Genomic DNA, 13,619 nt, shown 5'->3' on the forward strand with positions numbered 1-13,619 from the left:
AATCCTCAACTCGAGCGAGAACACTCCAAACTCGAGCGAGAACAGCCCCAATTCGATCAAGAAACGCTCCGACTCGAGCGAGAAATGCCTCAAACGATCAAGAAACACCCCAACTCGATCAAGAAACACCCCAACTCGATCAAGAAACACCCCAACTCGATCAAGAAACAGCCTCAAACGATCAAGAATACTCCAAACTCAATCAAGAAACAGAGGATGTAGCTATTATAGCCTGCCTTCCCCTGTCGCTGTTCCCAAAGGACAAGACAGCGTCACATCGCACGTAGAAAAAAAGCGACCTCCTTTTTCAAGGAGGTTCGCCCATTTCAACTGCATAATAATTTTTTTAATTCTCCAAAACTTAATTTAAGTTCATGAATATTTCGTGTGTGTATTTATATAAAGAATCATTTTCTTTTATACTTAGTTTCCAAAACGGTTGTATGCGCCGTGCATGACTGGGCCAACGTATTGATTTAGCTTCCAACCGTGCTTGATTGCTGCAGTAACAAAATCCTTTGCTGCGGAAACTGCTTCTTGGACCGATTTTCCATTCGCTAAATTAGCTGTAATTGCTGCTGCAAATGTACATCCAGCACCATGATTGTAATGGGTGTCTATTTTTTCTTTTTCCATTAAAACAAATTGCTTTCCATCATAGAATAAATCAACTGCTTTTTCATGTTCGAGTGCTTTTCCGCCTTTAATTACGACGTTTTTTGCACCAAGCTCATGAATTTTAACTGCAGCTTCCTTCATACCTTCAATGTCTTTGATTCGCCCAGTTTTAGCTAGCTGTCCTGCTTCAAATAGATTAGGAGTCGTAACGATGGAACGAGGTAAAAGCAGTTCTCGCATTGCATCTGTGTTTTCTGGCTGTAATACATCATCCTCCCCTTTACATACCATAACAGGGTCGAGTACATAATTTGTAAGGTGATGTTCATCGATTTTTTTGGCTCCAAGCTCAATAATATCAACAGAACCAAGCATTCCAGTTTTCATTGCATCTATTCCCACGGATAAGACCGTATTTAATTGTTTTTCAACCTCATCGACATCGATCGGATAGACACCATGGCTCCAATAGTTGTTTGGATCCATTGTTACAATGGATGTTAGTGCGGTCATTCCGTATACTCCATGCTCTTGAAAGGTTTTTAAATCCGCTTGAATGCCTGCTCCACCACTTGAGTCAGAACCGGCAAGGGTTAGTGTTTTTTTCATTGTCATAGAAGTTACCCCCAAAATTGAAAAAGTTAAAGTTCTTATCCTCATATCATATACCAATTAAAGAGTGGAAAAAAGTAATAGATGTTGGAAGGGACGAGATTTTGTAAAACAATAAAAAGATGTATCATGGATAATAGGAAAAGGATTGGATAATACAGAAATCGTTGGATGGGTGGGAGACATATGGAAATATGGGATTTATATGATAGGAAAAGGAATAAAATAGGGAAAACCCATGTCCGAGGTGTTCCGATTGATGAAGGGTTCTATCACCTTGTAGTACATGTATGGATTCAAAATGAAAAGGGAGAGGTTTTATTATCAAAAAGGGACCCTAACAAGTCATTTGGAGGGCTTTGGGAATGTACAGGTGGTTCTGTATTAGCAGGGGAGTCTAGCTTGGAAGGGGCAATAAGAGAAGTGGAGGAAGAAATTGGATTGCAGCTAGACGATAGAAAGGGGACCTTTGTCTTCTCAAAAATTGCCTCCACGCACCATTCAGATTACTGGCTGTTTCCTGCGAACCCCTCACTTTCGGACTTGCAGCTGCAGCAGGGAGAAGTAGTTGATGTTATGTGGGCGAATGAAGAGCAGTATGAAAAGATGGTAGAACAACAGCTAATTGTTCCAACACTTCCTCACTTTTATAAGAATGCTGCCATCTTAAAATGAGTTGCTGTAACTAAGTGCGGAATATGGAATTGACCGGTAGTCTATCTGTTTCTATACGACTGTTGTATACAAAAAAGGATGCTCATCGTCTTGTTTAGACGTTAGAGCATCCTTTTGCAGGAAAGCGATTCGCTTAGACGCCTTTATATGCTTGGCGATAGATGTCTGCTAATTCGGACACTAAAGGCAGCTTCGGATTGGAGATGGTACATTGATCGTCAAAGGCAAGCTCGGCTAATTGATCTACATTTGCTTCAAAGTCTTTTTTCACAACGCCCGCCTCCTTGATACTCATTGGAATATTTAACTCTTTTGCTAAATTGATAATTGCCTGTACTAGGCTTTCGACCCCTTCTTCAACGGTGCTTGCAGGAAGGTGAAGTGTGTGGGCAATTTCTGCGTACCGTTGATCAGCAATAAAGTATTCGTATTTTGGAAACGTAGCAAATTTTTCAGGCTTGCTTGCATTATATCGGATCACATGTGGTAATAAAATAGTATTTGCTCGTCCATGGGCGATTTGGTAAGCTGCCCCTAATTTATGCGCTAAGCTATGATTGATTCCTAAAAATGCATTGGAAAATGCCATTCCCGCAATGGTAGAGGCATTGTGCATTTTTTCTCGAGCAACTTCATCATTCCCGTTGTGGTATGCCTTTGGTAAATATTCAAAAACAAGCTGAATAGCTTTAATGGCAAGCCCATCTGTATAATCATTTGCCATGCTAGAAACGTAAGCTTCGATCGCGTGTGTCAGAACATCCATTCCTGTGTCGGCAGTGACTTCCTTCGGCACGGACATGACAAACTGTGGATCAATAATTGCTACATCTGGTGTGAGTTCATAATCTGCTAATGGATATTTTGTGTTCGATTGTTTATCTGTCACGACCGTAAAGGATGTTACTTCTGATCCTGTACCAGAAGTTGTTGGTACCGCAACGAATTTAGCTTCTCTTCCTAGGTTTGGATACTTGACGATTCTTTTTCTTATATCCATAAATTTCTGTTTTAAATCATTAAATTCTACATCTGGATATTCGTAAAATAACCACATTGCTTTAGCGGCATCCATTGGCGATCCTCCACCAAGTGCAATAATTACATCTGGTTTAAACTGCTGCATTTGAGCAGTTCCTTTTTGAATGGTTTCAATAGAGGGATCTTGTTCAACATCAGAGAATATTTCACAATGGACATAGTCCGAACGTTTTCGTAAATAATAGAGTGCTTTGTCGACATAGCCGAGCTCAATCATCATTGGATCTGTAACAATAAATGCTTTCGTGATATTCGGCATCTTTTCTAAATATTGAATCGAGTTTTTTTCAAAGTATATTTTTGGAGGTAATTTAAACCATTGCATATTATTATTCCTCCGTGCCATTTTTTTAATGTTCATCAAGTGTACAGTGCTGACGTTTGATGATACAGAATTTCCGCCAAATGTCCCGCAGCCTAATGTTAGGGAAGGCATATGGGCATTGTAAATATCCCCGATTGCACCTTGTGAGGACGGTGAGTTAACAATGATTCGTCCGGCCTTCATTCGGAGCGAATACGCTTCGATGACCTTTTGATCTGTAGAATGAATGACAGCAGAATGTCCTAATCCACCAAAGTGAAGCATTTCTTCTGCTCTTCTAAATCCTTCGTCAGTACTTTCTACTCGATAGCAGGCTAATACTGGGCTAAGCTTTTCCCGTGATAATGGAAATTCAGGACCAACTCCTGTTAGCTCAGCAATGAGGATTTTTGTATTCTTCGCTACTTTCACTCCTGCTAATTTTGCAATTTCATATGCAGGCTTTCCGACGATATCAGCATTAACCGCACATGTAGTAGGGTTGATTACGAGTTTTTCGACTTTGGCTTTTTCCTCGTCGTTTAAGAAATAACAATTGTTTGCTTCTAAGTCACGTTTAACAGCAGGATAAATCTCCTTATCGATGATAACAGCTTGCTCTGAAGCACATATCATTCCATTATCAAATGTTTTAGATAAGATAAGGTCATTTACTGCGCGTTTAATTTTTGCGGTTTTTTCGATATAGCAAGGAACGTTTCCTGGTCCAACACCAAGTGCAGGCTTTCCTGAACTGTATGCGGATTTCACCATACCTGCACCACCAGTTGCGAGAATCAATGAGATGTTTTTGTGATGCATTAAAGCCTTTGTTGCCTGTACTGAAGGATATTCGATCCATTGAATACAATCTTCTGGAGCGCCTGCTTTAATTGCTGCATTATAAAGTACTTCTGCGGCTCTGCTGCTACATTTTTGTGCAGATGGGTGAAAAGCAAATATAATCGGATTCCTTGTCTTTATTGAAATAAGTGCTTTAAACATTGTTGTTGATGTAGGGTTTGTTACAGGTGTGATGCCGCAGATTATTCCTACAGGCTCTGCTAGCTCGACAATCCCTTCTTGTTCATTTTCATGAATAATACCAACCGTTTTGTTGTATTTTATATTGTGATAAATATATTCCGTTGCAAATATATTCTTGATGACTTTGTCTTCGAATACGCCTCGCCCAGTTTCCTCAATAGCCATTTTTGCCAGGTGCATATGTTGATCTAATCCAGCTAATGCCATTTCCTTTACAATTCGATCGATTGTCTCTTGATCTAATTGCTTTAACTCTTCTAATGCATGTACAGCGTTTGCTGCCAACTTATCAATCATTTTGGAAGCATCATCTGCCACTTTTGCTTTTTCTACTTGAGTCATGGAAATTCCTCCTTTAATATTGTGAAATGGTGAGCATAAATAAAAACGTTCTATAACTTACACCTATATTATATAAAGGTTTATTTGTTATTTCCATTAATTTTATGTGAAATATTGAGCAATCTTTTATTTGGAAGCGTTTGAAAGGATTAAAGAAACGCTTCCATTGTTGATAGAATAGGATTGTGGATAAAATGTGAACAACTAAAATTCGTAGTGGTCAAATACATCGTTAAAATTATGCTTTTTTAAGTGAATAAGCTTCCATGTTTTGCAAAAGGTGGAGTAAGCTTTGAAATAGCTTTTGCTGGGCATGATTTTCCCAATCTTCCTCATATGCTGCCATTAACCACATCACTTCATCCAGAAAAATATGCTTTAAGGCGATTGACCATTGCTCTACTTCTCGTTCCGTTAGTTGAACCGACTGCTGATACCCATTTAGAAATACGTTCCATTCGTTCGGTGTAAAAACCCTGTCAGGAGCTGTGGATAATTCATTGTGAAAAAGGAGTAAAGAAAGCGCAAGATCAAATATGCGCGGAATCCATGTTGCATTATCGGGGTCAATGACATAAGGCTTCGGTGTGTAGATGAGATTATTCGCCTTATAATCATATGGAGATGCAACGGATAGCAGCGTGCACGTCTTTAATTGTTCTTGCTGTGTAACTGCTTCAAGCAAAACCTTATGTAAAAACGCTAGGTCAAAAGGGAGCCCCTTCTTTTCCACATGCTGGCTAATTTTTTGTATGCTTTCCTCTACTTCTTCCAGGGTAAAATCAAAAACATCATATGTATCTAACAGATAGGTGTTTTCTTTCGGTGACAGTGCATGGATTTTTCCAAGCAAGCTACCGGCATCTCTTATTTGATGTATGGTACCACGATACGTTTCTCCAGATATAAATGGATAAACAACATATACTTCTTTCTCGTCTACCTGCTGTGGATTAGCAGTAGGAAGCGAAACTGGAATAACAATATCAATCCCATGCTTATGGAGAAAAGTTGTGAAGTTCATTAATCGTGTTGCACGCGATAATGGTGCTTGTGTTCGCTTCACAATATATTGATTTATTCGGTAAACAGGTGAGAATGGATAAATACTTTTCGGTTCCTCGTCGAGCTCGAAGCCAAATTGTCTTATACGTGCGATTTCACTCATAACAAAGCCTCCTCCGTTTATACAACCATAAGAAACTAGTATTAAGAAAATAGTAGCAGTAATCACAACGACCAACAAGGTGAAACCGTATAAATGTATAGAAAAGAGCAGTCCACATCTATTAAAAGATGAGGAACTGCCCTTAAAAGCGTTTATTTGCTGTGCTTTATGCTATTCTTTTGCTTTGATTTTGGCTTTGTTAATAGCAAAATCGACGGGAAGAACATTCCACGAATAATGAACGTATCAAGTAGAATACCAAATGCCATGGTAAAGCCAAATAGGAATAACTCCTGTAACGGCTGTGTCATTAAGACGGCAAAGGTAGCTGCTAATATTAGTCCTGCTGAGGAGATGACTCCTCCCGTTAAGCGAATCCCTTCAGCTACTGCTTCATTCCAAGGGAGTTCATTTGCTTTTTCTTTAATTCTAGATACGAGCATTATATTGTAATCAATCCCCAAAGCGATCATAAAGACAAAGGTATACACCGGCAAGCGATAACTAATCGACGTATAGCCTAACCAATGTTCGAACATCCACCAGCTAAATCCTAGTGTTGCAACATAGGATAATAGAATACTGCCAACCATGAGAATCGGATACAAGAAGGAGCGGGTTTGGAAGCCTAATACAATGGTGATAAAAGCGATGACCATCGAAAAGAGAACAATGGTATCACGTGTATTCATATCTCGGACATCAAGCTGTGTAGCTGTTTGACCACTATAATGTAATTCAAAGTGATTAGATAATCCGCTTGCTTCTAATAATGTTTCTTCTTTATCCCGAAGTTGTTCCAGTGTTTGCAACGCCTTCGGCTCATATGGATTGCTTTCTAAGGTTAGCTCTAGCTTTACAGCATTCCCATCTTCGGATAAAAAGTTGTTCGGCAATGCTTTTTCTCCTTGAATAATCGCTGGTTCTAAATCGGGAGAAACCTTACTTACATTATTTTCTGCTGCTAGTTTTTCAACTAGCTTAGAAACACGTTGCAAAAATGTCGAATCGGCATCAATGCTATCCTCTGTTTTTAAAATAATTGTAACAGGTGCTAATTCTCCCGCAGGATAATGGTTTTCTAGTAATTCAAACCCTTGACGGGAAGACATGTCATCTGGGAATGACTTTAATATATTAAAAGAATAGTTCATTGTTGGGACTTGAAAAGCTCCAATTAAGAGAACAATTAAAAGAGAGCCCGCGAGAAATGCTGGATGTTTTTTAACGAATTGTCCGATCATTCCCCAAAACTTATGCTCTTTTTCTTGTTCGTTATTAACCTTTGGAATAAATGGCCAAAAGGCTTTTCGTCCCATTAAAGCAAAAATACTCGGAATGAGCGTTATTCCAGCGATCAAAATGATAACTACAGCGATAGAAAATACTGGCGCAAAAGCATGATACGGTTCAAATATTGTAGCAAACAAAGTAAGCATTGCTAGGAAGATTGTTCCCCCACTAAAGAAGATAGGTTCCGCAACATGATACATTGCTTGAGACATCGAATCATACTTCGACTCTATTTGCGAGAGCTTTTCTCGATATCTTGAAAAGACAAATAAGCTATAATCGGTTAATACGGCAAAAAGTAGTACAAGCATAATAGAAACAGCAGAGCTGTCCACTGCAAACCACTCAAATTTTCCTGCCATTCCTAGTATTCGATCAACAACACCATATACTAATCCAGCGATGATAAGCGGAGTAATCGCTAGAAGTGGTGAGCGATAAATCAATATTAATAGGATAAATATTAATACTACTGTTGCTGCCATTAAAACAAAGTCACCGTTTTTAAATAATGTAATCGTATCCGCAGAAATACCAGCTGGTCCAGTAATCTCAAATTGCATGTGATCCAGCCCTAGTCCAGTAACCTGATCTGATATTCGTGTTAAGGTGTCATGGGTTTCATCGGTTGAGATTCCTTCCTTTAACGTTACATTGAAAAGAAGCGTTGTTTTGTCTTCTGAAAATAATTGCGCTTGCACATGCTCAGGGAATTTGTGATATGGGAGTGCCTTTGCAACATTTTCTGGCTTGTTTTCAGAGGCAAACCATTGACTAAGCTGATTAAATTTTTCCTTATCTGTTTCTGAAAATGTCTCTTTTTTGTGAAATACGAGCAAGGCAGTTAGTCCATCCTTGGATGGAAACTGTTCTTTTTCCAATTGTTGTGCGATTTCTGATGGGGTGTTTCCTGCTATACTTCCTTCCGTACTATTTGATTCATAATCTTTTGCAGACGGGGCTAAAACCGTAAATAAAAGGACAGCCATTATCCAGGCAATAAGTGTTACCTTTGCTCCTTTTCTGCTACTCGTATATGCGACAATGTTACGAATAAATGTAAGCATCGTAATTCATCTCCTTCTTATTCAATGCTCTTATTTTAAGTGTTGAATATGAACAGAAGATGAATAGGATGTTTCAAAAAAGTTTGTATGAGGCGCTTTTAGGCTAGCTTTTTGTGGTAAGCTAGAAGGAAAGAATAAAGGGGTTTTCATGATGATTATATGGTTGAATGGCACCTTTGGCGTTGGCAAAACGACGCTTGCATTTGAATTAAAGAGGCGCTTGGACCAGGCAATTGTTTATGATCCAGAGCATTTCGGTGCTGTTTTCATGGCGAATATACCGAGAGTTATGGCAGAAGCTGACTTTCAAGATTATTCGCTCTGGCGTGAGGCGAATTACAAGCTGTTGCACCATATATCAGAGACGTATAATGGTCCCATTATCGTCCCAATGACATTGACAAACCCATCATATTTTAATGAGATCATAGGAAAACTAAGACGTGATGGAAGAAACGTTCACCACTTTGCATTAATGGCATCTCCGCAAACAATAGCGAAACGATTACGAAAACGGCTGGAAGGCAGTCGGAGCTGGAGTTATCGACAAATGCAGGGGAGACTGCAAAGCTTACAAGACACGCAGTTTGGCATCCATCTTTTAACCGATGGGAAAACCGTTGATGATTTAGTAGAAACGATTGCTTCCCGATGTGAGCTTTCGTTATTGCCAGATAAACGTACAATATGGAGAAAAAAGTGGGACTATATCAGCATACAAATGAAAGAGAGATTGGTTTGGATAAAATGAATAGAGCGATTATCGAAGTAACCGTAAAAAATAAATATGAAAAATCCTTTCAAAAAGGATATCCATTAATACATAAGGACGCAATTGTTGAGAATGAGCTAGAAGGCAAAGAGGGAGCGATCCTTCATTTGAAATCGGCACATGGAAAGTGGATTGCGAAGGGATACTATGGGATTCAAAACAAAGGTATAGGTTGGGCATTAACAATCGATCAACAGGTGGACATTGATGTGTCTTTTTTTAAGCAAAAGCTAGAAAAGGCCTTGTCCAAGCGAAAGTCATTTTTCACAGATCCGAATACGACTGCTTTTCGCGTTTTTAATGGAGAAGGCGATGGTATCGGTGGTCTCACGATTGATTATTTTGATGGCTGTTATTTAATGCAATGGTATAGCCTTGGAATTTATTCATATAAGGAAGAAGTACTAGAGGCATTCGAACAGGTTGTCGATTATCAAGCAATTTATGAGAAAAAGAGGTTTGATCATAAAGGACAATATATTGAAGATGATGATTTCGTAAAAGGAACACGTCCTACCTTCCCAATCATCGTGAAGGAAAACGGCATGCACTATGCGGTGTATTTAAATGATGGTGCCATGGTTGGCATATTTTTAGATCAACGTGAGGTTCGCCAAGCGATTCGAGAAAAGTATGCAAACGGAAAGCATGTGCTAAATACATTTTCATATACAGGAGCTTTTTCGGTAGCGGCTGCACTTGGTGGGGCTCGAAAAACGACTAGTGTTGATTTAGCAAAGCGAAGCAAGCCGAAAACCGTTGAACAATTTGAAGTTAACGGAATTGATGTTGCAGCGCAGGATATTGTTGTCATGGACGTATTTGATTACTTTAAATATGCCAAACGGAAAGGCTTCACCTTCGATATGATAATCCTAGATCCGCCAAGCTTTGCCCGATCGAAAAAACGAACATTTTCAACTGCAAAGGATTATCCGATGCTATTGAAAGAAGCAGTTGCTATCTTAGAGGAGGATGGCTTCATTGTTGCATCCACAAACAATGCCTCTTTTGGAATGAATAAATTCAAAGGGTTTATCGAGAAGGCGTTTCGCGAGATGAATGCTTCTTATAAGATTTTGGAGGAATTTTCCCTTCCTGCTGACTTCCAAACGATCTCAGCTTATCCAGAAGGAAACTATTTAAAGGTTGTCATCCTTCAGAGAACATCATGACTAGGCATAGATAAAGAAATATTATTCAAAACTACCCATTTAATAAAGTGGGTAGTTTTTTGTGGTTGTAGGTATGATCCTGATAGATGGAACAAGGATTGTGAAAAAGAGAAATCTAATTGCCTTAGAGCGGTGAATTTACTTCCTGATTTTTTTCAAGCGTTTATTAATCTCTGCACTATATCATGTATTAACTTACATTATGATACGTTTAATGCTGAACAGCCCTACCCTCCTAGGCCACGTCTTTTTCCAATCTAGTGGGCTTTTATTTGCTACATGGTACCGGGACAAATTCACAATGAATAACATGATAGGTAGATATGTAAGATTGGGAGGGAAGGATATGAAAATACATGTAGTGAAGCGTGGCGATATACTTTGGCGAATTGCCCAGCAATATAATGCGGATTTAAACGAGATTGTATTAGCAAATGAAATCAAGGATCCAAGTGCACTTGTTGTTGGGCAAGCATTAGTTATTCCAGAGCGAGGGCGGGAATATGTTGTGCAGGCTGGCGATAGCTTGGAGGAGATTTCAAGACGGTTAAACATACCAGTTGAATCCCTTGCTAGCGTAAATAATATTACAAATCCATCTTTAATTTATATTGGGGAAGTTTTGCAATTGCCTTATACCACTCATCAAGTTCAGCCAGGGGAGTCATTGTGGCAAATTGCCAAACGGTATGGGATTACGGTTAATGAGCTCGCTGCCGTAAATGGAATAGCTAATCCATCACTTATTAATCAAGGGCAAATGCTGCGAATTCCTTTGCCAAAAAAGCCGACGAAGGAGGTCAACGCATACACAACTGAGATTAATGAGCAAGGGGCAGAGGAAGTGCTCGTATTAGGAAGAAATTTCACGTATTTATCTCCATTTATGCACCGGGTAAAGGAAGATGGAACAATTAGTGCACTTCAGGATACAACGATTTTAGATGCAGCACGAACTACAAAGGTATCGCCGCTTTTAGTGATTACTAATTTCAAAAATCGAAAATTCGATTCGGATTTAGCAGCTGCAGTTCTTCGTAACGCAGATGTTCAAGATAAACTCCTTACAAATATCGTTTCAACGATGAAAGGGAAAGGCTATCGTGGCTTGAATATCGACTTTGAATATGTATACCCAGAGGATCGAGAAAACTACAATGCTTTTTTACGAAAGACCGTTTCTCGGTTGCATCCAGAAGGATTTACAGTTTCAACAGCATTAGCCCCAAAGGAGCGCGGAGAGCAACAAGGCTTATTGTATGAAGCACATGACTATAAAGCACAAGGACAAATAGTAGATTTTATCATTTTAATGACCTATGAGTGGGGGTGGGCAGGAGGAGAACCGCGAGCCATTGCACCACTTAATAAGGTAAAGGATATTCTTGATTATGCAGTAACAGTAATTCCGCGAGATAAAGTAGTTGTAGGTATGCCACTGTATGGCCGTGATTGGAAAATCCCATGGGTACAAGGAACCTTTGCCACTTCAGTTAGTCCACAGCAGGCAGTACAGCTTGCTCTAAAATATGGAGCAGCGATTCAATATGATATGGTGGCACAATCTCCGTTTTTCCGCTATACAGATGAAAATGGACAACAGCATGAAGTATGGTTTGAGGATGCAAGAAGCATGGCAGCGAAATATAAGTTGGTGCAGGATTATGGCTTGCGAGGTGTTAGTTATTGGGTGCTAGGCAATGACTTTCCACAAAATTGGGCCGTGCTTCGTGACCACTTTACGATTAAAAAAATATAACACGCATTCAAAACATCTTTGGCCTTGAATCAAAGGTGTTTTTTTGCTACATCTAATGTTAGGAAAAAGGAGTTGCGTGTATTTTTGTCGAAGTTCCTTAAAGAAGGAAAAGCATATGAAGCGGGCAGAAATAGTATAGAAAAGTAACAATTTATGTAGAATAAGATCCCTTATGTTACAATAAATAATGGAACAAAAATTAAATAATCGCCACATGGTGACCTTGCTTGCAAGGTTGAAAAGGGAAGCTGGTGTGAGTCCAGCGCGGTCCCGCCACTGTAATGTGAAGAATCGACTTGTATACACCACTGATTTCATTAGAAATTGGGAAGGTAAGCGATTCGTTGAAGCAGAGCCAGGAAACCTGCCATGCGGAAGGACATTTTTTCCTACGGGAGATAGGAGGGTGTGACGAAATGATGCATGTTAGGATACATGTGTATTTCGACTAGGCCGAAAACCTTCTATATCATCTTAGAAAGGTTCTTTTTTTATTCCCCATGAGCCTGCTACTTAAGTGAGGGTCAAGTTGCACGTTGCATGTTGTGCTCAACGAACAATTAGTGTGGGATAGAAGAATCACCGCGGGTTGAAGCTTCACTATAGGGAGGAAACGGAGTGCAGAAGAAAACAATAAGTGAAACAAAAACAGTGCAAACGCGATTAGTTTTGCCGCCAGATACAAATCATTTGGATACTATTTTTGGTGGGAAGGTGCTAGCATATATCGATGAAATTGCAGCATTAACAGCAATGAAGCACGCAAAGAGTGCGGTTGTTACAGCTTCTATTGATTCGGTTGATTTTCTCTCATCCGCTAAGGCAGGAGATTCATTAACCTTGGAAGCCTATGTAACCTATACAGGAACAAGTTCTATGGAGGTCTATGTAAAAGTAGTTGCACAGGATTTAATTAAGCATGAGGAAAAGCTTACTACCGAATCATTCCTAACAATGGTAGCTGTGAATGAAGCGGGGAGGCCAATTCCGGTTCCAAAGGTATATCCAACTACACCTGAAGAACAGCAGCTTTATGATTCTGCACCATCTCGGAAAAAGCATCGCGAAAAGCGTGTAGCGATGCGACAACAGCGTCAAACAATGCAGGTAAGCAATACGTAAATGAAAAGAAGAGACGATTAGAGCAGGAGGCAATGTTAGCAAATATTGCTGTAAGACGGAAAAAAGCAAGCGCTTTGTTCCGTTTTTTCCTGCTCTTTTGTGTGCGCTTGCAAAGGGATGTGCCTATGCTTTAGCCCTTTGGACGGTTTGCAGGAGTAAGACGGTGAATTTTTCCCGATCCTCCTCTGTAAAAGGCTTAGGACCTTTTGTACGTTGGCCTGCGCGTCTCGATTTTGCACTTAAGTGCCGTGTTTGAAGCAGTCGATCGATGTTATTTTGTGTGTAAGCAAATCCTTTATGGTGAAGGACATGGCATCCTTTTCCTAGTCCAAGCGAGGCAAGTCCGTAATCCTGTGTAATTATAATATCGTTTTTTGATACGAGTTGAATGATGCGATAGTCAGCAGCATCTGCCCCGTGATCGACATAAACTGTTTTTACCCCATCTGGATCCTCTTCATGTGAAAAGTGATTAAAGCTCTTCACGAGAATTACTGGAATAGCTTCTTGTTGCCCGATTGTTATCACAATATCCTTTACAGGACTTGCATCTGCATCTACATATATATTCATTTCTGATTCTCCTCAAATAATATTTCGAATATCTCATATAATAAGTTAGAA

The 13,619-nt window shown here is 39.6% G+C and carries 10 protein-coding genes and 1 riboswitch; of the genes, 5 read left to right on the forward strand and 5 right to left on the reverse strand.

Annotation, left to right across the window (positions count from 1 at the left end):
- Positions 1–423: 423 nt before the first annotated feature.
- Positions 424–1,233 (reverse strand): pyridoxine/pyridoxal/pyridoxamine kinase, encoded by an 810-nt coding sequence (pdxK, locus tag QBK89_RS12565; RefSeq protein WP_284141405.1) that lies wholly within the window; start codon positions 1,231–1,233, stop codon positions 424–426.
- 183 nt (positions 1,234–1,416) lie between these two features.
- Here pdxK and QBK89_RS12570 point away from each other — a divergent pair, with 183 nt between their 5' ends.
- Positions 1,417–1,905: an NUDIX hydrolase gene (locus QBK89_RS12570; RefSeq protein ID WP_284141406.1), complete on the forward strand. Its 489-nt coding sequence runs from the start codon at positions 1,417–1,419 to the stop codon at positions 1,903–1,905.
- 133 nt (positions 1,906–2,038) lie between these two features.
- Here QBK89_RS12570 and adhE read toward each other — a convergent pair whose 3' ends face one another.
- The 3 genes from adhE to QBK89_RS12585 all read right to left on the reverse strand — a co-directional run bounded on the left by adhE (position 2,039) and on the right by QBK89_RS12585 (position 8,167).
- Positions 2,039–4,639, reverse strand: coding sequence for a bifunctional acetaldehyde-CoA/alcohol dehydrogenase (adhE, locus tag QBK89_RS12575; protein WP_284141407.1), 2,601 nt, complete (start codon positions 4,637–4,639; stop codon positions 2,039–2,041).
- 238 nt (positions 4,640–4,877) lie between these two features.
- Positions 4,878–5,807 (reverse strand): phosphotransferase, encoded by a 930-nt coding sequence (locus QBK89_RS12580; protein WP_284141408.1) that lies wholly within the window; start codon positions 5,805–5,807, stop codon positions 4,878–4,880.
- A 152-nt stretch (positions 5,808–5,959) separates the two neighbouring features.
- A complete protein-coding gene (locus QBK89_RS12585; RefSeq protein WP_284141409.1) occupies positions 5,960–8,167 on the reverse strand; it encodes an MMPL family transporter in 2,208 nt (735 codons plus the stop codon).
- Positions 8,168–8,315: 148 nt separating this feature from the next.
- Here QBK89_RS12585 and QBK89_RS12590 point away from each other — a divergent pair, with 148 nt between their 5' ends.
- From QBK89_RS12590 to QBK89_RS12605, 4 genes are all read left to right on the forward strand, one after another.
- On the forward strand, positions 8,316–8,918 hold the full coding sequence (locus QBK89_RS12590) for an AAA family ATPase (protein WP_330949730.1): 603 nt from the start codon (positions 8,316–8,318) through the stop codon (positions 8,916–8,918).
- Positions 8,915–10,114 (forward strand): class I SAM-dependent rRNA methyltransferase, encoded by a 1,200-nt coding sequence (locus QBK89_RS12595; protein ID WP_284141442.1) that lies wholly within the window; start codon positions 8,915–8,917, stop codon positions 10,112–10,114. The genes QBK89_RS12590 and QBK89_RS12595 overlap by 4 nt, the downstream gene beginning before the upstream one ends.
- A gap of 346 nt (positions 10,115–10,460) precedes the next feature.
- Positions 10,461–11,873 (forward strand): glycoside hydrolase family 18 protein, encoded by a 1,413-nt coding sequence (locus tag QBK89_RS12600; RefSeq protein WP_284141410.1) that lies wholly within the window; start codon positions 10,461–10,463, stop codon positions 11,871–11,873.
- A gap of 198 nt (positions 11,874–12,071) precedes the next feature.
- A riboswitch (cobalamin riboswitch) is annotated at positions 12,072–12,259 on the forward strand.
- 232 nt (positions 12,260–12,491) lie between these two features.
- Positions 12,492–12,995, forward strand: coding sequence for an acyl-CoA thioesterase (locus QBK89_RS12605; protein WP_284141411.1), 504 nt, complete (start codon positions 12,492–12,494; stop codon positions 12,993–12,995).
- Between the two features lie 123 nt (positions 12,996–13,118).
- Here the strand turns inward: QBK89_RS12605 and QBK89_RS12610 are convergent, their stop codons facing one another.
- A complete protein-coding gene (locus QBK89_RS12610) occupies positions 13,119–13,568 on the reverse strand; it encodes a YaiI/YqxD family protein (RefSeq protein ID WP_284141412.1) in 450 nt (149 codons plus the stop codon).
- Positions 13,569–13,619: the final 51 nt, after the last annotated feature.

It is taken from the genome of Virgibacillus sp. LDC-1 (genome assembly GCF_030137545.1).
In the GTDB taxonomy this organism is placed as follows: Bacteria; Bacillota; Bacilli; order Bacillales; family Amphibacillaceae; genus LDC-1.

Coding starts and splice junctions, on each gene's coding strand:
- pdxK (WP_284141405.1), bottom strand. CDS start 1,233: ATGACAATGAAAAAAACACTAACCCTTGCCGGTTCTGACTCAAGTGGT.
- QBK89_RS12570 (WP_284141406.1), top strand. CDS start 1,417: ATGGAAATATGGGATTTATATGATAGGAAAAGGAATAAAATAGGGAAA.
- adhE (WP_284141407.1), bottom strand. CDS start 4,639: ATGACTCAAGTAGAAAAAGCAAAAGTGGCAGATGATGCTTCCAAAATG.
- QBK89_RS12580 (WP_284141408.1), bottom strand. CDS start 5,807: ATGAGTGAAATCGCACGTATAAGACAATTTGGCTTCGAGCTCGACGAG.
- QBK89_RS12585 (WP_284141409.1), bottom strand. CDS start 8,167: ATGCTTACATTTATTCGTAACATTGTCGCATATACGAGTAGCAGAAAA.
- QBK89_RS12590 (WP_330949730.1), top strand. CDS start 8,316: ATGATGATTATATGGTTGAATGGCACCTTTGGCGTTGGCAAAACGACG.
- QBK89_RS12595 (WP_284141442.1), top strand. CDS start 8,915: ATGAATAGAGCGATTATCGAAGTAACCGTAAAAAATAAATATGAAAAA.
- QBK89_RS12600 (WP_284141410.1), top strand. CDS start 10,461: ATGAAAATACATGTAGTGAAGCGTGGCGATATACTTTGGCGAATTGCC.
- QBK89_RS12610 (WP_284141412.1), bottom strand. CDS start 13,568: ATGAATATATATGTAGATGCAGATGCAAGTCCTGTAAAGGATATTGTG.